This is a genomic window from Microbacterium sp. AC132, assembly GCF_979258525.1.
Map to the genome: position 1 here is coordinate 3486463 of NZ_OZ409862.1, position 21081 is coordinate 3507543.

The window sequence follows — 21081 nt, forward strand, 5'->3', positions numbered from 1 at the left end:
ATCGGGGGACCTCAGAGGCGCTCTCCACTAGGATGGATCTGTGACCGAGCAAGAACAGGCAGCCGAGCAGCCCACGTCATCCGCACCCCGACGCGTCGTCGTCGCCGAGGACGAGTCGCTGATCCGTCTCGACATCGTCGAGATCCTCCGCGACAACGGCTTCGATGTCGTCGGCGAGGCCGGCGACGGAGAGACCGCCGTGGCGCTGGCGACCGAGCTGCGCCCCGATCTCGTCATCATGGACGTCAAGATGCCGCAGCTCGATGGCATCAGCGCCGCCGAGAAGCTGCACAAGGGCAACATCGCACCCGTCGTCCTCCTCACGGCATTCAGCCAGAAGGAACTCGTCGAACGGGCCAGCGAGGCCGGCGCCCTGGCCTATGTGGTCAAGCCGTTCACGCCGAACGACCTGCTGCCCGCCATCGAGATCGCTCTCGCTCGCCACGAGCAGATCATCACGCTCGAGGCCGAGGTCGCCGACATGGTCGAGCGCTTCGAGACCCGCAAGCTCGTCGACCGGGCCAAGGGACTGCTCAACGAGAAGATGGGCCTTTCCGAGCCCGAGGCGTTCCGCTGGATCCAGAAGGCATCGATGGACCGCCGTCTGACGATGCAGGACGTGGCGAAGGCGATCATCGAGCAGCTCGCTCCGAAGAAGTAGCCTTTGCTTCCACTCGACGCAGAGCATGTTCTGCGTCCGGTCCGGATCGGCGACGGCGCGGCCCTCGCGAGAGCCTACTCCGTGAATCGCGACCATCTCGCGCCGTGGGAACCGCTCAGGGCTCCGGAGTTCTTCACTCCGGAGTGGCAGGAGTTCCATGCGGAGCAGTGCGTCATCGAAGCGTCGGCCGGTCGGAACATCCGGTTCGTGATCGAGTCGTCCGATGGTGAGATCCGCGGAAGGATCAACCTCAACAACATCGTCCGCGGGGCTTTCTGGAATGCGGACCTGGGCTACTGGGTCGACAGGACGCGTCTGCGGCGGGGACTCGCTTCCCGCGGCGTCCACCGGGTCGCCGAGTACGCCCGCGACGAGGTGCAGCTGCACAGGCTGCAGGCAGCGACCCTCCTGCACAACTCTGGTTCACAGCGTGTGCTCGCCGACAACGGCTTCGAGCGCATCGGCATCGCGCCGCAGTACCTGCGCATCGCGGGGGAGTGGCAGGATCACCTGCTGTTCCAGTTGCTGCTGGTCGAGCCGCTCAGCCTGCCGCGGGAGCGTCCTTGATCATGTTGGTGATCCGGATGGTCGAGCAACGACGCCCCTGATCGTCGGTCACGACGATCTCGTGCACGGTGATGCTGCGGCCGAGATGGACGGGTGTGCAGACGCCCGTCACGACACCCGACGTGGCGGAGCGCGTGTGGGTGGCGTTGATGTCCACCCCGACCGCGAGTCGGCCCGGGCCGGCGTGCAGGTTCGCCGCCATCGAGCCGAGCGACTCGCCGAGAACCACGTAGGCACCGCCGTGCATGAGGCCGACGGGCTGTGTGTTCCCCTCGACCGGGAGCGTCGCGACGCATCGCTCGGTGGTGAACTCGAGGAACTCCATGCCCATCTTCTGAGCGAGAGCACCCATTCCGCGGGCTGTCGCCCAGTCGAGTCCTGCACTGGTAGCAGTGTCGCTCATGGTTCCTCCTCAGCGGGTGTCTGTCGTCCTCGTTAGGCTGACAGGGTGACGGACTCCGCAAAGCCTACCCTCATGGTCGTCGACGGCCATTCGCTCGCCTATCGTGCCTTCTTCGCCCTCCCGGTCGAGAACTTCACGACGAAGGACAATCAGCACACGAACGCCATCTACGGCTTCCTGTCGATGCTGGTGAACCTCATCAAGGCCGAGCAGCCGACGCACATGGCGATCGCGTTCGACACCTCCCGTCATTCGTTCCGCACCGATCAGTACCCCGAATACAAGGCGACGCGGTCGGAGTCCCCGCAGGAGTTCCGGGGTCAGATCCCGCTGCTGCAGGACTGCCTAGCGGCGATGTCGATCCCCGTGCTCACCAAAGAGGGCTTCGAGGCCGACGACATCCTCGCGACGCTCTCGACGCAGGGCGCGGAGCAGGGATACGACGTCCTGGTGGTCTCCGGAGACCGCGACACGATCCAGCTGGTCACCGACGACGTCACGCTGCTGTACCCGTCCGTGCAGGGCGTCTCGCAGCTCAAGCGCTACGACCCGGTGACCGTGCAGGAACGCTACGGAGTGCGGCCCGAGCAGTATCCCGACATCGCGGCTCTCGTGGGCGAGACGAGCGACAATCTCCCCGGCGTGCCCAAGGTGGGGGAGAAGACCGCCGTCAAGTGGCTGACGCAGTTCGGTTCGCTCGACGACCTGCTCGAGCGAGCCGATGAGATCAAGGGGGTCGTGGGTGGCAACCTGCGCGATCACATCGAGGACGTGCGCCGTAACCGTCGGCTCAACCGACTGCTGCGCGACGTCGAGCTTCCCGTCGCTCCCGACGACCTCGCGGTCGCCCCGATCGACGCTCAGGCCGTGCGCGACATCTTCGCCCGCCTCGAGTTCCGCACCCTGCTGCCCCGTGTCTTCGAAGCAGTCGGCGCCGGCGAGGTCGCCGACGATCCGGCCGCGACGGTGGTGCTGCCCGAACCGACTCAGGTCACCGCAGCCGAGTTCGTCAGCTGGGCCGACGCGCAGACGGACGACGTCGCACTGCGTATCGTCGTGCAGGGCGGGGCACCGACGCGTCTCGGCGCCGCGACCGCGAGCGAGCTCCGCGAACTCGACTGGAACGATGACGACATCGAGGTGCTGAGACCATGGCTCGAGTCGACGCGCCCCAAGGTGCTGCATGATGCGAAGCCCCAGGTGAAGGCGCTGCTGCGCCTCGGCATCCGGCTCCAGGGACTCGCTTACGACACCAGTCTCGCCGGCTGGCTGCTGCGACCGAGCTTCCCCGACAAGACCCTGTCCGACCTCGTCGAACGCTATCTCGGAGAGAAGCTCCCCGAGGCGGATCCCTCGCAGCTCGTGCCGGAGACGGAGGGCGCCACCCCATCGCAGGAGGCCTGGTTCGCGCTCCGCGTCGCCACGGCTCTGCGTGACGACATCCCCGAGTCGGTCGCCGCTGTGCTCACCGACATCGAGCTTCCGACCCTGCTCACCCTGGCCGACATGGAGGTCGCGGGAGTCGCGGTGTCGCACGACGTCCTCTCGACGTTCTCGGGCGAGCTGGCGACGCGCGCCGACCGCCTCGCACAGGAGGCGTTCGGGATCGTCGGTCGCGAATTCAATCTCGGATCTCCGAAGCAGCTCCAGGAGGTGCTGTTCGACGACCTGCAGCTGCCCAAGACCCGCAAGACGAAGACCGGATACTCCACGGATGCTGCGGTGCTCGCCGATCTCCAGGAGTCGCATCCGCATCCTTTCCTCGGTCTGCTGCTGCAGCACCGCGAGGCCACGAAGCTCCGTCAGATCATCGAGTCGCTCGACACCGCGATCGGAACCGATCACCGTGTGCACACGACGTATGTGCAGACCGGAAGCCAGACCGGGCGCCTGTCGAGCACAGACCCGAACCTGCAGAACATCCCGGTGCGCACCGAGGAGTCGCGTCGCATCCGCAGCGCGTTCCAGGTGGGAGAGGGGTACGAGTCGCTGCTCACCGCGGACTACTCGCAGATCGAGATGCGCATCATGGCCCATCTGTCCGGCGACGAAGGCCTCATCGAGGCGTTCAACAGCGGTGAGGACCTCCACCGCTTCGTCGGCGCGCGAGTGTTCGGGGTCGAACCGAGCGAGGTGACGTCCGCGATGCGCACGAAGGTGAAGGCGATGTCCTACGGCCTCGTCTACGGTCTCTCCGCGTTCGGCCTGTCGAAGCAGCTCCGCATCGAGCAGTCCGAGGCGAAGCAGCTGATGGTCGAGTACTTCGCGCGGTTCGGAGCGGTACGCGACTACCTCCGGGCATCTGTCATGAAGGCCAAAGAGGTCGGCTACACCGAGACCATCTTCGGGCGGCGGCGACCCTTCCCCGACCTCGCGAGCCCCAACCGCGTGCTGCGCGAGAACGCCGAGCGCGCGGCGCTCAACGCACCGATCCAGGGCAGCGCGGCCGACATCATGAAGATCGCGCTGCTGCACATCCACGAAGACCTCAGGTCGGAGGGACTCGCCTCGCGTGCGCTGCTGCAGATCCACGACGAACTCGTCGTCGAGGTCGCACCGGGGGAGTGGGACGCGGCCGAGCGGATCGTTCGGACTCGCATGGGCGATGCGGCGGATCTCACCGTGCCGCTCGACGTGCAGGTCGGGCGCGGGCAGGACTGGAACGAGGCGGCGCACTGATTCCGACCGCGCGTCCGTGACGACGGATGCGACCGCGAGGGCCGACAGCCCCGGCGACGGGTACCAATATCCTGCGCCGGGGCGCAGGGCTACGCTGGAGGGATGACCTCTTCCTCTCGCACACCGTCTGCCATCGACAGAGTCGCCGATGAGTGGGTCGACACCATCGCGGTGCTCGCTCCGACGCTCGGCACTTACATCGGCCGGGACGACGTCAACGACCGTTTCGGCGACCTGAGCCCCGAGGGGCACGAGGAGATCGTGCGAGCGACTCGTTCGACCCTCGCCGCGCTCGAAGCGCTCGAACCCGTGGACGCGATCGATGAGGTCACCAAGACCGATCTGGCCGCCGAGCTGAGTCTCGACCTCGAACTGCACGATGCCGACTGGCACCTGCGCGACCTGAACGTCATCGCGTCGGCGGCGCAGGACGTGCGGTCGGCCTTCGACCTGATGCCCACCGCGACGGCGGACGACTGGAGCGTCATCGCCACCCGCCTCGCCGCGGTCCCTGATGCGCTCCGGGGCTACACCGAGACCCTTCGTGCAGGCATCGCCGCCGGAGTGACCCCTGCACGCCGTCAGGTCGTGGAAGTCGCGACGCAGATCGATCGCTATACCGCCGACGACGGATTCTTCGCTGCATTCGTCGCCGAGGCAGCGCCTCAGGAAGGCAATCTCCCCGCATCGCTCGCCCGTACTCTTGCCGACAACTCGGCCGCCGCTCGGGTCGCCTACGACGAGCTCCGCAGCTTCCTCGCGGACGAGCTGGCACCGGCAGCGACTGAGACGGACGCCGTCGGCCGAGAACTCTACGCGCTCAACTCGCGACGTTTCCTCGGAGCGACGATCGACCTCGACGAGACCTATGAATGGGGCCGCGAAGAACTCGCCCGCATGGTCGCGGAGCAGACCGCGATCGCGAACGAGATCCTGCCCGGAGCCACCGTTGAAGAGGCTGTCGCCCATCTCGAGGCCGACCCGTCCCGCAAGCTCGTGGGCACCGATGCTCTACAGCGCTGGATGCAGGAGACGAGCGACCGTGCCGTCGCAGAGCTCGGCGCGACGCACTTCGACATCCCGGAGGCGATCCGCACCCTCGAGTGCATGATCGCTCCGACGCAGGAGGGCGGCATCTACTACACCGGCCCCACCGACGACTTCTCGCGCCCCGGCCGGATGTGGTGGTCGGTGCCCGAAGGCGTCACCGAGTTCGACACCTGGCGGGAACTGACGACCGTCTACCACGAGGGCGTCCCGGGGCACCACCTGCAGATCGCCCAGGCGGTCTACAACCGCGCGGAGCTCAACTCCTGGCGCCGTCTGCTCGCAGGGACGTCGGGACACGCCGAGGGATGGGCGCTGTACGCCGAACGTCTGATGCAGCAGCTCGGCTACCTCGACGACCCGGCGGACAGGCTCGGCATGCTCGACGGTCAGCGGATGCGCGCAGCCCGCGTCGTGCTCGACATCGGCGTACACCTCGGCAAACCTCGTCTCGACGGTCAGGGCACGTGGGATGCCGACTACGCCCTGGACTTCATGCGCAAGAACGTGAACATGTCCGATCAGTTCGTGCAGTTCGAGGTCAACCGGTATCTGGGCTGGCCGGGGCAGGCTCCGTCGTACAAGGTCGGGCAGCGCATCTGGGAGCAGGTGCGCGACGCGTATCAGGCGGAGCGTGGCGCGGACTTCGATGTGAAGGAGTTCCACAAGCGCGCGCTCGACATGGGCGGGGTCGGACTCGACACGCTCCGCACGGCACTTCTGAATCGCTGAGGGAATGCCGCGCCGGTGTGCGCTGTTCATTCGGCTGAATAGAAAGGGCTGACATGAGCATCGAGTTCGGACTGGACACCTTCGGAGACATCACGAGAGGCGACGACGGCGAGCTCCTGACCGGCGCGCAGACGATCCGCAACATCGTCGAGCAGGCGGAGCGAGCCGACAGCGTCGGTGTCGACTTCTTCGGTGTGGGGGAGCACCACCGCGAGGAGTTCGCGGTGTCGTCCCCGGAGATGGTGCTCGCCACCATCGCAGGGCGCACAGAGAACATCCGCCTCGGCACCGCCGTCACCGTGCTCTCCTCCGACGACCCGGTGCGCGTCTTCGAACGGTTCTCGACACTCGACGCGCTCTCCAACGGACGCGCCGAGGTCGTGCTCGGGCGCGGATCGTTCATCGAGTCCTTCCCGCTCTTCGGATACGACCTCCGCGACTACGACGCGCTCTTCGAGCAGAAGCTCGACCTCTTCGTCGAGCTCCTCAAGGAGGAGCCGGTGACCTGGTCCGGCTCGATGCGCGCATCGCTCGAGAACGCGAATGTCTTCCCGAAGACGGAGAACGGTCTGCGCACCTGGGTGGGTGTCGGCGGCAGCCCCGAATCCGTCGTGCGGGTCGCCCGCCACGGACTGGGCCTGATGCTCGCGATCATCGGAGGTCCTGCGGGGCGATTCCGTCAGTTCGTCGACCTCTACCACCGCTCGATCGCATCCTTCGGCACGACGTCGCATCCGATCGCGGTGCACTCGCCTGGTCACATCGCCGATACCGACGAGGAGGCGTGGGAGGCCGCGTACTCCGGTTTCGAGGCGATGAACAACACCATCGGTCGCGAGCGCGGGTGGCCTCCCTACAGCCGGGCGCGGTTCCAGAACGACGTCGGTCCCGCGGGTGCCCTCTACGTCGGTTCTCCCGACCGGGTCGCGGCCAAGATCGCCGACACCGTCACGACGCTCGGACTCGGGCGATTCGACATGAAGTACGCCACCGGCACGCTGTCGCACGACTCGATGATGCGCAGCATCGAGCTCTACGGGTCCGAGGTCATCCCTCGGGTGCGCAAGCTGCTGGCCGCCCAGGACTGACGCGGGACTCGGCAGCGCGGCGCTCCCCTCTACGATGAGGGGATGGCCAACACCGCGCTGCCGAGCCGGGCGTCCATCGCCGGGCGTCTCGATGAGCTTCCGTTCACGCGCCGCCACCTTCGTCTGCTCACAGGATCAGGCGTGGGGTGGGCTCTGGATGCGATGGACGTGGGACTCATCTCGTTCATCCTCGCCGCACTCACCCAGCAGTGGGGCCTGACGAAGGCGGATGCCGGGTGGATCGCCTCCGTCGGCTTCATCGGAATGGCGATCGGCGCAACGCTGGGCGGACTTCTCGCCGACCGGCTCGGACGGCGCCAGGTCTTCGCTCTGACGTTGCTCATCTACGGCATCGCCACCGGAGCGAGTGCGCTCGTGAGCGGCCTCGCCGCGCTTCTCGTGCTGCGCTTCCTGGTGGGGCTGGGGCTCGGCGCCGAGCTTCCCGTGGCGTCGACGTACGTGAGCGAGTTCGCGCCGGCGCGCATCAGAGGCCGACTGATCGTCATACTCGAGGCGTTCTGGGCAGTGGGATGGACGGCGGCCGCACTGATCGGCTTCTTCGTGATCCCCGCGTCCGACGCCGGCTGGCGCTGGGCGTTCGCCCTCGGCGCGATCCCCGCGGTCTACGCACTGATCGTGCGCTGGGGACTGCCGGAATCGCCTCGGTGGCTCGCGTCGCGCGGGCGCATCGCCGAGGCCGATCGCATCGTCTCGGCGTTCGAGGCCGACGCCGGTGTCGAGCCGGGGCCTGCGATCAGACGCGAGCCGATGTCGCGGGCGATCGCCGTGACGACGCGAGCTCGTCTGACGACACTGTGGAACGGCGAGTTCCGCGTGCGCACCCTGTGTCTATGGGTCGTCTGGCTGTGCGTGAATTTCGCGTACTACGGCGCCTTCATCTGGATCCCCAGCATCCTGGTCGATGCAGGCTTCGATCTCGTCCGCTCGTTCGGTTTCACTCTCATCATCACGCTCGCGCAGCTTCCGGGTTACGCCGTCGCCGCGTGGCTCATCGAGGTGTGGGGTCGACGCACGACGCTGTCGGTCTTCCTGATCGGCTCGGCGGTCTCGGCCGTCTTCTTCGGCACGTCGACGACCGAAGCCGCGATCATCGCCTCGGGCATGGCTCTCTCGTTCTTCAACCTGGGCGCATGGGGTGCGCTGTACGCGGTCACCCCGGAGATCTACCCGACCTCGCTTCGCGGCACCGGCGCGGGATGGGCCGCCGGAGTGGGGCGTATCGCGTCCATCATCGCTCCGCTCGCGGTGCCGGTCGTTCTCGTCGCCGGGGGCGCGCCGGTGCTGTTCGCGGTGTTCGGCGCGTGCTTCGTGGTCGCGGCCGCGGCGGCGTGGGGCCTGGTCGATCGCGGCGGGATGGCGCTCGACGACCGCTGATGCGCCTGGTGTCGGCGAGCGGGAATAGGCTGTCGAGGTGACAGACGTTCGCTATGTGGCCATCGGAGATTCCTTCACCGAGGGAGTGGGTGATGTGCTGCCCGACGGCCGCGAGCGAGGCTGGGCCGATCTCGTGGCTCAGGGGTGGGCCGATGCCGCCGGCCATTCGATCAGCTATGCCAACCTCGCCATCCGCGGCAAGCTGGCTTGGCCGATCGTCGAGCAGCAGCTGGAGCCGGCGCTCGCGCTGCGCCCGACCCACCTGTCGTTCAACGGCGGAGGCAACGACATGCTGCGGCCGCGGACCGACCTCGAGCACATCGCTGACGCGTTCAGCCGGGTCCTGCGCCGCTGCGACGAAGAAGGCGTCACCCTGATCCTCCTCTCCGGAGCGAATCCGAGCGGCCAGCTCCCGATGGGATCGCTCGTGCAGCGGCGAGGCGACCAGCTCTCGGATGCCGTGCTTCGACGCGTCGAAGGGCGCGACGATGTCGTGCGCGCATTGAACTGGCCCGACCGCGAGTTGGCAGATGCGAAGTACTGGTCCGAGGACCGCCTGCACATGAACGCCGCCGGTCACCACCGAGTCGCCGCACGGGTGCTGCAGGGGCTGGGCTACGAGCCTCCGTCGACCTGGTGGTCACCGACAGCCCTCACCGCGGGTGGCCCCGCGGGGCTCGCCTACTATCGAGAGTTCGTCGGCCCGTGGGTCAGGCGACGCGTCACGCGCACCTCGTCCGGTGACGGACGTGCCGCGAAGTACCCCGACTGGGTCGAGAGGGTGCCGCAGGCGTGACCGATATCGAGATGCGACCGATCCGGGGCGGGTCGGTCACACTGCATGATGCGCGCCGAAAGGTGGAACGCACCGTCAGTCTCGAGGATTTCGAGATCGGCGTCTTCCCGATCACCGAGGAGCAGCTGGCGGAGATACTTCCGATCTCCTCACGCCATCCCCGTCGACCGGCCGCGGACCTGAGCTGGTTGCGCGCGATCCACTTCTGCAATGCCGCATCGGAGTGGGAGGGATTCGACCCGGTCTACCGATTCGACGGCGAGGATGTCACGTGGGACGTGACCGCAGACGGCTATCGTCTCCCGACTGAAGCCGAATGGGAGTACGCGTGCCGGGCAGGGTCGACGGGGCCGCACTATGCACCTCTCGCCGAGGCCGCGTGGACGAGTGCCGACGGTGTGTCGGCTCCCCAGGAGGTCGGCGGCAAGCTGCCCAACCTCAACGGGCTGTTCGACATGCTCGGCAACGTGTGGGAGTGGTGCTGGGATCTGCTGGATCCCGCGCGATACGACGACTATCGCGTGTTCCGCGGGGGCGGCTTCGCAGACGATTCGTGGAGCGTCCGCGCCTCGGTGCGTCGCGGGGGAGGACCCCGCATGCACCATGAGGACGTCGGGCTTCGAGTCGCGCGCGGCGCGTATGAGACTCCGGGAGAAGCTCAGGGGTGGTCGACGCGCGCCGACCAGGAGAGAGCAGCGTTCGACGGCCCGGTGCCGTTCGGCTGGACGCCGTTGCGGCGCCCAGGGCGCTGAATCGCTCGAGGCCGTCTCATCGCGACATGGGCCTGATCATGTACCGGCTCGGTCCCTCCGGCTCGGAGAAGCCGAACTTCGCGTAGAGGCCGTCCGCATCGCTGGTGGCGAGCATGATGCGCTTCACGGTCGAGGTCTCCTGCAGATCATCGACGATGCCCTGCACGAGCATCCTTCCGATTCCGATTCCGAGTCCTCGTTCGAGAAGGTGAAGCTCGGGGGCATGAGCACCATCCGAGGATTCCTCAGCGTCGCCGCTCAGGATCCAGCCCCATCCGGATGCGGGTGCGCTTGCGTTCGATCACGATGAAGGTGACACCGAGGATCCACAGCGGGATGGGCATGAGGAACGCCACTCGGAACGCCTCCAGCGAGTAGGTCTCCGGCGTCCCCGCGCCCTGCAGGTCGAGTGCGAGACCGATGAGGAAGATCGCGATGAGAGCGGCGATGAAGCCACCGGCATTCGTCACTCCTGTGGCCGTGCTGAGACGATGCGAGGGGTTGTGCGTGCGCGCGTGGTCGAAGGCGATCATGCTCGCCGGGCCTCCCGTCGCGAGCGCCACGGCGAGGACGTAGAGCAGCCAGAGCGGAGCCGGTTCGGGCAGGGCGAGGACGGCGACCCATGCGACGACCTGCACCCCGACGGCCGGAAGGACGAGTGCGAGCGAACGCTGATTCGGCAGCCGACGCGAGAGGTCTCCGATGATGGGGCCCAGTGCCATTCCGGCGATCACATACACCGAGATGATGCCCGCAGCATGCGCCGTGTCGAGCCCCTGCGCTGCGGTCAGGAAGGGCATTCCCCAGAGGAGGATGAACGCCGTGCCCGCGAAAGGTGTCGTGAAGTGCGACCAGAACGCGAGGCGGGTGCCGGGGTGCGCCCACGCGGCGCGGATGCCGACACCGGTGTCGATCGCCGACGTGACGACGCGGATGACACCCGTGTCGGTGTTGACCGTCACGTCGGCCCCACGCTCCGCCGGGTGATTGCGGATGACGAGCGCGACGAGAATGGTGAACAGCACGCCGAGCCCCGCGATGCTGCCGAAGGTGATCGTCCACGTCGTCGCGTGCAGGAGGGCGGCGAGGGGCACGAGTGCGATCAACTGTCCCGCCTGCCCGATGATGCCGGTGAACTGGACCATGATCGGCCCGCGCTGCGCAGGGAACCACGTCGCCACGAGCCGCAGCACGGCCGGGAAGATCGCCGCGTCGCCGGCGCCGAGCAGGATGCGCGCGAAGATCGCGATGCCGATGCCGGGGGAGAGGGCCATGGTGAGCTGACCTGCAGCCATGAGCAGCATGCCGATCGTCATGATCGGGCGCGAGCCGAAACGGTCGAGCAGGATGCCGATCGGAATCTGCATTCCGCCGTAGACGGCGAGTTGGACCACGGCGAACAGCGCGAGGGTCGACGCGTCGGCGTGGAATCGATCCGCGGCCTCCACCCCGACGGCGCCGAGGGAGGTGCGGTTCGTGATCGCCAGGACGTACGCCGCGACGCCGACACCCCAGATGAGCCAGGCTCTCCATCCCGGGGCGGTCACGGGGGAGCGGGGAACCTGATGCACTCCTCCCACGGTACTCCTGGTCGCGACCTCCCCTGTCGCGCAGCCCGCCCTCTCGGTTGTCTGGCGCATGTCGGATGCTGTCGCTAGCGTGGCCGCATGACACCCGCACCCGTGCACCACGCCATCAACTACGTCGAACTCGTCGTCAATGATCTCGAGACGGCGAAGCGCTTCTACCGCGACGCCTTCGGATGGGTTTTCGTCGACTACGGTCCCGCCTATGCAGGCATTGCCTCACCCACAGGCGACGGATCCGAAGTCGGCGGACTGCTCCTCTCCGATCAGGGACGCCCGCCCGGTGGCCCTCTCGTGTTGTTGTACTCCGACGATCTGGATGCCACCCAGGTGGCGATCACCGAGGCCGGTGGTGCGGTCGTGCAAGGTCCGTACGAGTTCCCCGGCGGCCGCCGCCTGCACTTCCTCGACCCCAGCGGCAACGAGCTCGGCGTCTGGTCCTCACGCTGAGGGCAGAATGAACCTGTGACCGAACAGCCTGATCTCGACACACTCATACGCCCCGAGCGCGCCTCTGTCCGCATCCGGCGGACGAACCTGCACGGTTCCGACGCGGTTGCGGTGACCCATCTCGTGCGGACGTACCTCCTACAGACCGAGGACGAGAAGCGGGAGCACGGGATCGCAGTGCCATCCCCGCCCGGCACGCTGCCGCCGCGGTACAGGCAGGAGGCTGATGACCCCGCTCTGGCGTACGCCGGGTGCGTTGTGCTCATCGCAGAGCTGGACGATCAGCCCGTGGGAGTGGTCGTCATCCGGCCGGTCGCCGGAGAAGCAGAGGTCAAGAGGTTCTGGACGGATCCGAGCGTGCGGGGACGAGGCGTCGGCGGTGCTCTGCTCGATGCCGCCCTGGAGGTCGCGGGTTCCCCTGTCCGGCTGTCCGTCTGGCATTGGCGTGATGCGGCGATCCGTCTGTATGAATCCCGGGACTTCCTGCGTGTCGAATCCTGGGAGGATCGCGAGGCCCTCGTGTGCATGGTGCGACACCGCGACACTTTGCCCTTGCGCTAACCGTCCAGGTGCAGAATACTTTGCTCTATGGCTAACCATGACGACGCGAACGGAGTGTTCCTCGCGCTCGCGGACCCGACGCGGCGGGAAGTGATCCGGATTCTCGGATCGGGTCCGGCGAGCGTGGGGGAGTTGGCGAAGTCGTTCGCGATCACGCTGCCCTCTTTCATGAAGCACGTGCGCACACTGGAGGGGAATGGTCTCATCCGCACGACCAAACGCGGACGCGTGCGCACCTGCAGCCTCGACCGCGATCGACTCGCCACCGTGGGGGACTGGCTCGACGATCAGCGCCGAATCTGGGATTCCCGTACCGATCGACTCGAAGCGGTCGCTGCAGGACTGGAGGAGCCCCGATGATCGACACGCTGGTGGCTGGGACCCCCGAGGCCCCGTGACGAACACATCCGGCCGAGCGGGCGCAAGACCCCTTCCTGGTCGCCTGCGGACGGCGCGCCTGATCCTTCGGCCGCAGACCGCCACCGACGCGACCGTCTTCCACACGCTCTGGACCGAGCGGGATGAGCGCGTGCCGGCGCACCGGAAGCTGGACGCAGCCGGACACCCGACGGCGTCCGACATCGCCGCGCACATCACCGATCCGGCCTCGGAGCGATCGAGCCTGCTCACAGTGGAGGACGCGGTGTCAGGGGAGGTTTACGGATACTGCGGGCTCGTCTTCGACGCGAACGGCAACGATGAGGAGCCCGAGGTAGCGTTCGAGCTCCTCCAGGCCGTGCACAATCGCGGATATGCCACGGAGGCCGCGACGGCGGTCCTGCGGTGGGCTGCCGAAGCGGGCTATCGCCGTGCGTGGGCGGGAGTCTGGGAGTGGAACGTGAGTTCGCGTCGCGTGCTCGACAAGCTGGGGTTCGTGGATTCGGGCCGATCGGGCCGCGTCAGCGAGCACGGTCGCACCCTCATCACGGTCCGCGACCTCGGGACCGAGCACACCCCAGTCGAACGCACCGAGCTCGTCGAGCATCAGGATCTTTCCACATCGCAGTTGTCAGCGCTCGGCAAACTCTTCGACTCCGAGTACCGCGTGACGCACGGCGCCTGGAATCCTGACCGCCCGTACGGGTATTCGCCGGCGCATGTTCATGTGATGCTGTCGATCGGCCGGATCGTGATCGCGCATGTCGGCTTTCAGCGACGCACGATCAGTGCAGGCGGCCACGAGATCGTCGTCGCCGGAACCGGGGGAGTCCTCGTGCATTCCGACTGGCGCGGCAGTGGGGTCGGGCGACGGGTGATGGCGCGTGCCCAGCAGGCGATGCGGGACGACGCGCTGGTCGACTTCGGATACCTCGGATGCCGTGAGGCGGTCGTGCCTTTCTATGAGAGCACCGGCTGGAGGCGGATCCGCGCGCTAGAACGTCACATATCGATCGCCGACGGTTCCGACGCGACCGAGCCCTTCGGAGCTCCCATACTGATCTACGACGCATCTGACTCGCGATGGCCGCCGGGGGACGTCGATCTGAGGGGTACGCCCTGGTGACGCGCAGGCCTCCGGGAGAGGGCGCTTCTCCGTCGAACTGACATAATGTGCATTATCGGCTATTACCCATTCGATGGCTCCCGCTGCGCCGTCGTCCAGAACGCCGCGGGACGGCCGGTGTCATTCGAGGTCGTATCCGGGTGGATACTCGATCTCCAGCGGCTGACTCGTCGGAGACTCGATAGAACGGGTGCACTGTCGCAGTCGCTCGACGAGTTCGGGATCCTCGATCTCCGGACCCTCGCCAGTGGCCTCCTTGGACACGATCTGGCTCGCTGGACCGATGAGGAACTTCGCGACTGCTGTGCCGCCGTCGTTCTCCCGCACCGGGATCTCTACGATCTCGGCACGCTCATCGTCTCCCAGTGCTCGGCTGTAAGCCAGCAGCGCATCGGCGATCGCATCTCCAGTGAGGTACTCATCTCCGGCGTAGATGATCTTCTGCATGCTGCTTTTCTAGAGGATGTCGCCGTCGACAAGATCTCCCTTGATCCGCGACTCGTTATTTGCTACGAGAACGATGCGAGCGCATCGCTAGGCTCTAGGCGTGAACGGTAGCAACATCGACATCGATTGGACGGTCGCCCGCGACGCCAATCAGGACAACTGGAACGATCGCGTCCCGCTGCATGAGGTCGCCTACGGTCTCGACGCGTTCGACGATCCTTCGCATCTCAGCGACGTCGTCAGTGCCGATCTCCCGGTGCTTCGCCGATTCGTGCCCGACGGCAGGATCACGGGACTCGACCTGTGCCATCTGCAATGCCATATCGGTACCGACACCGTCTCGCTGGCCCGTGCGGGAGCGACCGTCACCGGCGTCGACTTCTCGGCGCCGGCCCTTGCCGCGGCCGTAGCGCTGGCCGAGCGCACGGGGGTTTCGGCGACATGGATCGAGACGGACGTCCTCGACGCACGCGCAGCCGTGACGGGTGACTTCGATGTCGTCTACACGAGCATCGGCACGATCACCTGGTTGGACGACCTCGACCGCTGGGCTGCGCAGATCGTCGGCCTGCTGCGTCCGGGAGGCACGTTCTTCATCCGCGACGGACATCCTGCTCTGTACGCGCTCGACGAAGATGCGCCGACGCTCGTAACTCGCTACCCGTATTTCGGCGACGGCAGGGCGCAGCGATGGGACGACGAATCGACCTACGCCGGAGACGGCAAGGTCGCGCACCCGCGCACGTACGAATGGCCGCACCCGCTCTCGGAGATCCTGGGGTCGCTGTTGAAAGCGGGCCTTCGTCTTCTGCACTTCGACGAGGGGCGAACACTCCCCTGGCGGTTCAGTCCTCGGATGGTCGAGGTCCCCGGCGGGTATGCCTGGCCTGAAACGGAACGGAACCTTCTCCCCTGCACGTACACCGTGGTCGCACGCAAGGACTGATCGCTCGTCGCGAAGGTTCGTACTCATCTGGCGACACGGCTCGTGACATGGCGCCAGCCGCCCGCTCTACGCGCCGACGTACTCTGCCAGATGCTCGCCCGTGACCGTCGATCGCGCAGCCACGAGTTCTGCGGGGCTTCCCTCGAAGACGATGCGGCCGCCATCGTGGCCCGCGCCGGGACCGACGTCGATGATCCAGTCGGCGTGCGCCATCACAGCCTGGTGATGCTCGATCACGATCACGGTCTTTCCGGATTCGACGAGTCGATCGAGCAGTCCGAGGATGTTCTGGACGTCAGTGAGGTGGAGCCCCGTGGTCGGCTCGTCGAGCACGTACGTGTCGCCCTTCTCCCCCATCTGGATGGCCAGCTTGATGCGCTGGCGTTCGCCTCCGGACAGAGTGGACAGCGGCTGTCCCAGCGACAGGTAACCGAGGCCCACATCTTCGAGGCGTCCGAGGATCGTCGCTGCCGCCGGCAGCTTCGCCTCCCCCTCGGAGAAGAACACCCGTGCCTCGGCGACCGGGAGATCCAACACCTCTGTGATGTCCTTGCCCGCCAGCTTGTACTCGAGGACGGCAGCCTGGAAGCGCTTGCCGCCGCAGTCCTCGCAGGGTGTCTCTATCGTGTCCATGAACCCGAGTTCGGTGATGATGACACCGGCGCCCTTGCAGGTCGGGCAGGCACCCTCGGAGTTCGCGCTGAACAGGGCCGGCTTGACGCCGTTGGCTTTGGCGAACGCCTTGCGGATCGGTTCGAGCATGCCCGTGTAGGTGGCGGGATTGCTGCGCCGTGATCCCTTGATCGCGCCCTGGTCGATCGCCACGACCCCCTCGCGCTTCGACACGGACCCGTGGATCAGGGAGCTCTTGCCGGAACCCGCGACCCCGGTCACGACGGTGAGGATCCCGGTGGGGATGTCGACATCGACGTTCTGCAGGTTGTTGGCCGAGGCGCCTCGGATCTCGATCGCGCCGGTGGCACTGCGCACCGAATCCTTCAGCGCGGCTCGATCGTCGAGGTGGGCGCCGGTGCGGGTTCCGCTGGCCTTCAATCCCTCGATGGTCCCCTCGAAGCAGATCTCACCGCCGGCGCTTCCGGCGCCGGGACCGAGATCCACCACGTGGTCTCCGATGGCGATGGTCTCCGGCTTGTGTTCCACCACCAGCACGGTGTTGCCCTTGTCGCGCAGGCGCAGCAGGAGGGTGTTCATCCGCTGGATGTCATGCGGGTGGAGGCCGATGGTCGGCTCGTCGAACACGTACGTGACATCGGTGAGAGACGAGCCGAGGTGACGCAGCATCTTGATGCGCTGCGCCTCTCCCCCGGACAGCGTCCCCGATGGACGCTCGAGGCTCAGGTATCCCAGGCCGAGCGTGACGAACGCGTCGAGGTTCGCGCTCAGCGCCTCGAGCAGGGGCGCCGCCCCCGGAAGTTCCAAGCCTCTCACCCACTCGGCGAGATCGGTCACCTGCATGCGGCAGGCATCGGCGATGCTGATGCCGTCGATCTTGGAGGACCTCGCTCCTTCGGTGAGGCGGGTGCCATCGCACTCCGGGCATGTCGCGAACGTCGCCACGCGTTCGACGAAGGCGCGGATGTGCGGCTGCAGCGCGTCGAGGTCTTTCGAGAGCATCGACTTCGTGATCTTGGGGATCAACCCCTCGTACGTCATGTTGATGCCCGAGATCTTGACCTTGGTGACCTCGCCGTAGAGGAAGAGCTGTCGCTGCTTCTCGGTGAACTCCGAGACCGGCTTGTCGGCGGGATAGAAGCCCGATGCGGAGAAGCCCTTCACCATCCAGCCGTCCGCCGTGTAGCCGGGAACCATGATCGCTCCCTCGTCGAGAGACTTCGACTCGTCGACGATCTGCGCGAGGTCGAGATCCGACACCGCTCCCTTTCCCTCGCATCGAGGGCACATGCCGCCGAGGTAGATGGCGTCCTTGACGATCTTCTTCTCGCCGCCCGGCCCCGTCATCACTCCGCTGGCCTTCTGAGTCGGGATGTTGAACGAGAACGCCGTCGGGCCTCCGATGTAGGGGTCACCGAGCTTGCTGAAGAGGATGCGCAGCATGGCGTTCGCGTCGGTGACCGTTCCGACGGTGGATCGCGGATTCGCGCCGAGACGCTCCTGATCGACGATGATCGAGGTCGTGAGTCCCTCGAGCACGTCGACGTCCGGACGCGGGACCGACGGCATGAAGCCCTGGACGAACGCGCTGTACGTCTCGTCGATCATGCGCCGTGACTCGGCGGCGATCGTGTCGAAGACCAGCGAGCTCTTGCCGGATCCGGAGACTCCGGTGAAGACGGTGAGGCGACGCTTGGGAATGTCGACGCTCACCTCTTTGAGGTTGTTCTCGCGCGCACCCTGTACGCGGATGATGTCGTGGCCGTCAGCGGGGTGCGTCGTCATGGTGATCCTCGAGTAGCGACCGGGGTCAGCCGGCCTGGTTGATTCGGAGCAGGTTGCCTGCGGGGTCTCGGAAGGCGCAGTCGCGCACGCCGTAGGGCTGATCCATGGGCTCCTGCACCACATCGGCGCCGTTGTCGACAAGTCGCTCGAACACCGCGTCGAGATCGTCGCTCGCGAGAGTCAGCGCGCCGTAGCTGCCCTTCGCGATGAGTTCGAGGATCGTCTGGCGCTCGGCGTCCGTGATCCCGGGATCGGTTGCCGGCGGGTGCAGCACGATCGACGTCTCCGGCTGCCCCGCGGGACCGACCGTGAGCCACCGCAGGCCGTCGTAGCCGACGTCGTTGCGCACCTCGAAGCCGAGGGCGTCACGGTAGAAGCCGAGAGCCGCCTCGGCATCGGTGTGCGGAAGGAATGCGTAGTGGATGCTGATGTTCATGAGACTCACGTTAGGTGCGCGCCCGTGCGCGGCGCTTCTTGATTCCTGATCGGTCGGATGACGTGCTTCGCCTGGAACGTCGGAATGCCGTCGACGTCGGCGGCGCGCTCACGATACACGCGGGGTGGGACACCGACCAGTTCCGTGAATCGAGTGCTGAACGTGCCCAGCGATGAGCATCCGACTTCGAAGCACACCTCGGTGACGCTGAGGTCGCCGCGGCGCAGCAGAGCCATCGCGCGCTCGATCCGCCGCGTCATCAGATAGGAGTATGGAGACTCGCCGTAGGTCTCCTTGAAGCGCCTGCTGAGATGGCCGGCCGACATGTGTGCTCCGCGGGCGAGCGCCTCCACATCGAGGGGCGTGGCGAACTCGCGGTCGATCCGATCCCGCACCTTGCGCATCACGACGAGCTCGCGGAGCCGCGCGTCATCGTCCGAGGTCACCCCCTGATTTTGCCATGACCGCGCGTGACGGAGTGTGAACGTCGGCGACATATCGATATCGGGTTCCCCCATCCGTCACCGGACAGCGCTACTCTGTCAGCATCCCTCACAGGATTTTCTCAGAAAGGGTCCCCACCATGACTGATTCCCTCGCTTCCGAAGCGAAATCGCTGTTCAAGTCCATTCGAGTCGTCCTGGCCGTCTCCGGTGTCATCGCACTGATCGCGGGCATCGTCCTGCTCGTCTGGCCCGCCAAGTCCGCCGTCATCGTGACGGGCATCTTCGCCACCTACCTCGTGATCGCGGGCCTCGTCTACATCGGGCTCGGCATCTTCTCCCGCGTGAAGGGCGGGTGGGCTCGAGTCGGCCACATCGTGCTGGGCCTCGTGTACATCGTGGCCGGCGTCATCGCGTTCGCGAACCTCGGCGTGGCCGCTGCCACTCTGGCGCTCGTCGTCGTCATCTTCATCGGCATCAGCTGGATCGTCGACGGAGTGGTCGCGTTGTCGCTTCTCGGAAAGGACGGCTCGCGAGTCTGGACGCTGCTCTACGCTCTGCTGAGCATCATCGCCGGTATCGTCGTCCTCTTCTCGCCCCTGTACGCGGCAGCCGTGCTCTGGCTGGTGCTCGGCATCTCGCTCGTCGTCCTCGGAATCGTGCAGATCGTGCGCGCGATCACACTGGGCAAGGACGCGAAGGAGTTCGTGGCATCGGCGAAGGCCGACTCCGCGCTCTGATCCTCCCCGTAACGCGAAGAGCCCCGTCCACGCGGACGGGGCTCTTTCGGTGGTATCAGCCGCTCACTCCGCGGCGAATGCGCTCACATCGCCGACGAGACGCGTGTTGTCGGCGGGGACAGCGTCGATTGCCGCGCGAGCGACCTCCGCGGCGAACTCCGACACGTTGTAGAGCTTGCCTGCGGATTCGCGCCGCTCCGCGATCGCTCCGGGGTTGGCGCGCTCGAGCAGAGTCGCGGTGATCGTGCCTTCGATCATGTCTCCGGACACCACGGTGAAGCCGATGCCCTTCTCTGCGAGGCCGGGGATCCGCTCGCGGAGCGCGTCTTCTCCGGCGCGTTTCGACAGGGCGACGGGCTCGTACTCCGGCATGGTCGGGGTGGTGCGGATGAAGTGCGCCTGGTGGCTCGTGACGAAGACGACCCGCGCGCCGTCGCCGAGCAGCGGAACAGCCGCATCGAGGACGTTCAGCTGCGCGTCGCGGTTGAGGGTCAGGGCGTAGTCCTCGGCCATTCCCGATTCCATGCCGCCGGAGGCATTGAGGACGAGGACGTCGAGGCGTCCGAATTCGGCCTTCACCGCATCGAACATCTCGCCGACGGACGCGGGGTCGGTCAGGTCGGCACCGACGACCAGCACGCGGCGGCCCAGCTCGCGCAGCTGCCCGGCGAGCTTCTCTGCACGTGGGGCCTTGTTGCGGAAGTTGATCACCACGTCGGCGCCGGCCTCGGCGAGGTAGCGCACGGTGTCCGCCCCGATGCCTCGAGACGAGCCGGTGACGAGGGCGACCTTGCCCTCGAGAGAACCTGCGGGAAGAACGTCGGTCACAGTGACTCCTCTGATGCGTGATTCGCCGTGATGACACGGCGCTTTCAGACTATCAAGCCGGCCCCGTCCAGCCGGGACCGGGCTCGACCTGCGTGATAGGTTGACCGCAAAGGAGGCCGCATGGACAACTTCGCGACATTCGTTCAGTTCATCGACCAATGGGCATGGATCGGTTGGCTGATCCTGATCGCCATCTTCCTCGTGATCGAGATGCTGACTCTCGACTTCACCTTCCTGATGCTGAGCTTCGGCAGCGTCGTCGGGCTCGTCACGGACTTCCTCGGCATCCCGGTCTGGGTACAGGTGCTGATCGCCGCCGCGGCGGCCGCGCTCTTCATCCTGTTCCTGCGTCCGCCGCTGATCAAACGCCTGCATCGGGGCGAGGACCCGACCAAGTCCAACGTCGACGCGCTTCTCGATCTCCGAGGCATCGCGCTGCAGGACATCACCCAGATCTCCGGCCAGGTGAAGCTGAGCAACGGCGACACCTGGACCGCCCGCACCGCCGGAGCCGTGCCGATCCCGCAAGGTTCACCGATCGCCGTCATGACGATCAACGGCGCGACCGCGACCGTCCGTCCCGTCAACGACTAGGAGAGTCT

At 66.6% G+C, this 21081-nt stretch carries 23 protein-coding genes; 15 read left to right on the top strand and 8 right to left on the bottom strand.

What is annotated here, in order from left to right:
• Positions 1 to 40 precede the first annotated feature (40 nt).
• Both ACZZZQ_RS16850 and ACZZZQ_RS16855 read left to right on the top strand, forming a co-directional pair.
• Entirely contained in the window at positions 41 to 661 is a 621-nt protein-coding gene (locus ACZZZQ_RS16850) for an ANTAR domain-containing response regulator (protein ID WP_042536652.1), read from the top strand.
• An 81-nt stretch (positions 662 to 742) separates the two neighbouring features.
• Complete coding sequence (locus ACZZZQ_RS16855) at positions 743 to 1228, top strand: GNAT family N-acetyltransferase (RefSeq protein WP_463507982.1); 486 nt, start codon at positions 743 to 745, stop codon at positions 1226 to 1228.
• Here the strand turns inward: ACZZZQ_RS16855 and ACZZZQ_RS16860 are convergent.
• The gene (locus tag ACZZZQ_RS16860) at positions 1203 to 1631 is read right to left on the bottom strand and encodes a hotdog fold thioesterase (protein ID WP_056278760.1); all 429 of its coding nucleotides are present in this window, start codon (positions 1629 to 1631) and stop codon (positions 1203 to 1205) included. The two genes, ACZZZQ_RS16855 and ACZZZQ_RS16860, sit on opposite strands and share 26 nt — an antisense overlap.
• A 45-nt stretch (positions 1632 to 1676) precedes the next feature.
• On the opposite strand from ACZZZQ_RS16860, the gene polA reads away from it, so the two are divergent.
• The 6 genes from polA (at position 1677) to ACZZZQ_RS16890 (ending at position 10120) form a co-directional block, all read left to right on the top strand.
• Positions 1677 to 4310, top strand: a complete 2634-nt coding sequence (gene polA / locus ACZZZQ_RS16865; RefSeq protein ID WP_463507983.1) for a DNA polymerase I — start codon at positions 1677 to 1679, stop codon at positions 4308 to 4310.
• A gap of 102 nt (positions 4311 to 4412) precedes the next feature.
• Positions 4413 to 6089, top strand: coding sequence for a DUF885 domain-containing protein (locus ACZZZQ_RS16870; RefSeq protein ID WP_053096084.1), 1677 nt, complete (start codon positions 4413 to 4415; stop codon positions 6087 to 6089).
• A 53-nt stretch (positions 6090 to 6142) separates the two neighbouring features.
• A complete protein-coding gene (locus ACZZZQ_RS16875) occupies positions 6143 to 7177 on the top strand; it encodes an LLM class flavin-dependent oxidoreductase (protein WP_056278758.1) in 1035 nt (344 codons plus the stop codon).
• A gap of 42 nt (positions 7178 to 7219) precedes the next feature.
• Positions 7220 to 8572: an MFS transporter gene (locus tag ACZZZQ_RS16880; RefSeq protein WP_072591281.1), complete on the top strand. Its 1353-nt coding sequence runs from the start codon at positions 7220 to 7222 to the stop codon at positions 8570 to 8572.
• A 37-nt stretch (positions 8573 to 8609) separates the two neighbouring features.
• Positions 8610 to 9368, top strand: coding sequence for an SGNH/GDSL hydrolase family protein (locus ACZZZQ_RS16885; RefSeq protein WP_056278756.1), 759 nt, complete (start codon positions 8610 to 8612; stop codon positions 9366 to 9368).
• 11 nt (positions 9369 to 9379) lie between these two features.
• Positions 9380 to 10120, top strand: a complete 741-nt coding sequence (locus ACZZZQ_RS16890) for a formylglycine-generating enzyme family protein (protein WP_053099112.1) — start codon at positions 9380 to 9382, stop codon at positions 10118 to 10120.
• A gap of 16 nt (positions 10121 to 10136) precedes the next feature.
• Here ACZZZQ_RS16890 and ACZZZQ_RS16895 read toward each other — a convergent pair whose 3' ends face one another.
• Both ACZZZQ_RS16895 and ACZZZQ_RS16900 read right to left on the bottom strand, forming a co-directional pair.
• Complete coding sequence (locus tag ACZZZQ_RS16895; RefSeq protein ID WP_285365548.1) at positions 10137 to 10286, bottom strand: hypothetical protein; 150 nt, start codon at positions 10284 to 10286, stop codon at positions 10137 to 10139.
• 79 nt (positions 10287 to 10365) lie between these two features.
• Positions 10366 to 11691 carry an MFS transporter gene (locus ACZZZQ_RS16900; RefSeq protein ID WP_463507984.1) on the bottom strand — a complete coding sequence of 442 codons (1326 nt, stop codon included), beginning with the start codon at positions 11689 to 11691 and terminating at the stop codon, positions 10366 to 10368.
• A 96-nt stretch (positions 11692 to 11787) separates the two neighbouring features.
• Between ACZZZQ_RS16900 and ACZZZQ_RS16905 the strand changes: the two genes are divergently transcribed.
• Genes ACZZZQ_RS16905 through ACZZZQ_RS16920 form a run of 4 tightly spaced genes read left to right on the top strand, consistent with a single transcriptional unit; the run spans position 11788 to position 14221 of the window.
• Positions 11788 to 12156, top strand: a complete 369-nt coding sequence (locus ACZZZQ_RS16905; RefSeq protein ID WP_053096079.1) for a VOC family protein — start codon at positions 11788 to 11790, stop codon at positions 12154 to 12156.
• Positions 12157 to 12171: 15 nt separating this feature from the next.
• Positions 12172 to 12717 (top strand): GNAT family N-acetyltransferase, encoded by a 546-nt coding sequence (locus ACZZZQ_RS16910; RefSeq protein WP_463507985.1) that lies wholly within the window; start codon positions 12172 to 12174, stop codon positions 12715 to 12717.
• A gap of 27 nt (positions 12718 to 12744) precedes the next feature.
• Entirely contained in the window at positions 12745 to 13077 is a 333-nt protein-coding gene (locus ACZZZQ_RS16915) for an ArsR/SmtB family transcription factor (protein ID WP_463507986.1), read from the top strand.
• Positions 13078 to 13111: 34 nt separating this feature from the next.
• The gene (locus ACZZZQ_RS16920; protein ID WP_372983547.1) at positions 13112 to 14221 is read left to right on the top strand and encodes a GNAT family N-acetyltransferase; all 1110 of its coding nucleotides are present in this window, start codon (positions 13112 to 13114) and stop codon (positions 14219 to 14221) included.
• A 120-nt stretch (positions 14222 to 14341) separates the two neighbouring features.
• Here ACZZZQ_RS16920 and ACZZZQ_RS16925 read toward each other — a convergent pair whose 3' ends face one another.
• Positions 14342 to 14668 carry a hypothetical protein gene (locus ACZZZQ_RS16925; protein WP_463507987.1) on the bottom strand — a complete coding sequence of 109 codons (327 nt, stop codon included), beginning with the start codon at positions 14666 to 14668 and terminating at the stop codon, positions 14342 to 14344.
• A 100-nt stretch (positions 14669 to 14768) separates the two neighbouring features.
• On the opposite strand from ACZZZQ_RS16925, the gene ACZZZQ_RS16930 reads away from it, so the two are divergent.
• Positions 14769 to 15614, top strand: coding sequence for a class I SAM-dependent methyltransferase (locus ACZZZQ_RS16930; protein ID WP_463507988.1), 846 nt, complete (start codon positions 14769 to 14771; stop codon positions 15612 to 15614).
• Between the two features lie 66 nt (positions 15615 to 15680).
• Here the strand turns inward: ACZZZQ_RS16930 and ACZZZQ_RS16935 are convergent, their stop codons facing one another.
• From ACZZZQ_RS16935 to ACZZZQ_RS16945, 3 genes are read right to left on the bottom strand one after another with little or no spacing between them, the layout of a single operon-like run.
• Positions 15681 to 18032 carry an ATP-binding cassette domain-containing protein gene (locus tag ACZZZQ_RS16935; protein ID WP_463507989.1) on the bottom strand — a complete coding sequence of 784 codons (2352 nt, stop codon included), beginning with the start codon at positions 18030 to 18032 and terminating at the stop codon, positions 15681 to 15683.
• A 25-nt stretch (positions 18033 to 18057) separates the two neighbouring features.
• Positions 18058 to 18468 (bottom strand): VOC family protein, encoded by a 411-nt coding sequence (locus ACZZZQ_RS16940; RefSeq protein WP_056279056.1) that lies wholly within the window; start codon positions 18466 to 18468, stop codon positions 18058 to 18060.
• Positions 18469 to 18473: 5 nt separating this feature from the next.
• A complete protein-coding gene (locus tag ACZZZQ_RS16945; protein WP_463507990.1) occupies positions 18474 to 18914 on the bottom strand; it encodes a helix-turn-helix transcriptional regulator in 441 nt (146 codons plus the stop codon).
• Positions 18915 to 19051: 137 nt separating this feature from the next.
• Between ACZZZQ_RS16945 and ACZZZQ_RS16950 the strand changes: the two genes are divergently transcribed.
• Positions 19052 to 19651, top strand: coding sequence for an HdeD family acid-resistance protein (locus ACZZZQ_RS16950; protein WP_053096073.1), 600 nt, complete (start codon positions 19052 to 19054; stop codon positions 19649 to 19651).
• A 63-nt stretch (positions 19652 to 19714) separates the two neighbouring features.
• Here ACZZZQ_RS16950 and ACZZZQ_RS16955 read toward each other — a convergent pair whose 3' ends face one another.
• Positions 19715 to 20479 carry an SDR family oxidoreductase gene (locus tag ACZZZQ_RS16955; RefSeq protein WP_056278725.1) on the bottom strand — a complete coding sequence of 255 codons (765 nt, stop codon included), beginning with the start codon at positions 20477 to 20479 and terminating at the stop codon, positions 19715 to 19717.
• A 120-nt stretch (positions 20480 to 20599) separates the two neighbouring features.
• Between ACZZZQ_RS16955 and ACZZZQ_RS16960 the strand changes: the two genes are divergently transcribed.
• Entirely contained in the window at positions 20600 to 21073 is a 474-nt protein-coding gene (locus ACZZZQ_RS16960) for an NfeD family protein (RefSeq protein WP_053096071.1), read from the top strand.
• Positions 21074 to 21081: the final 8 nt, after the last annotated feature.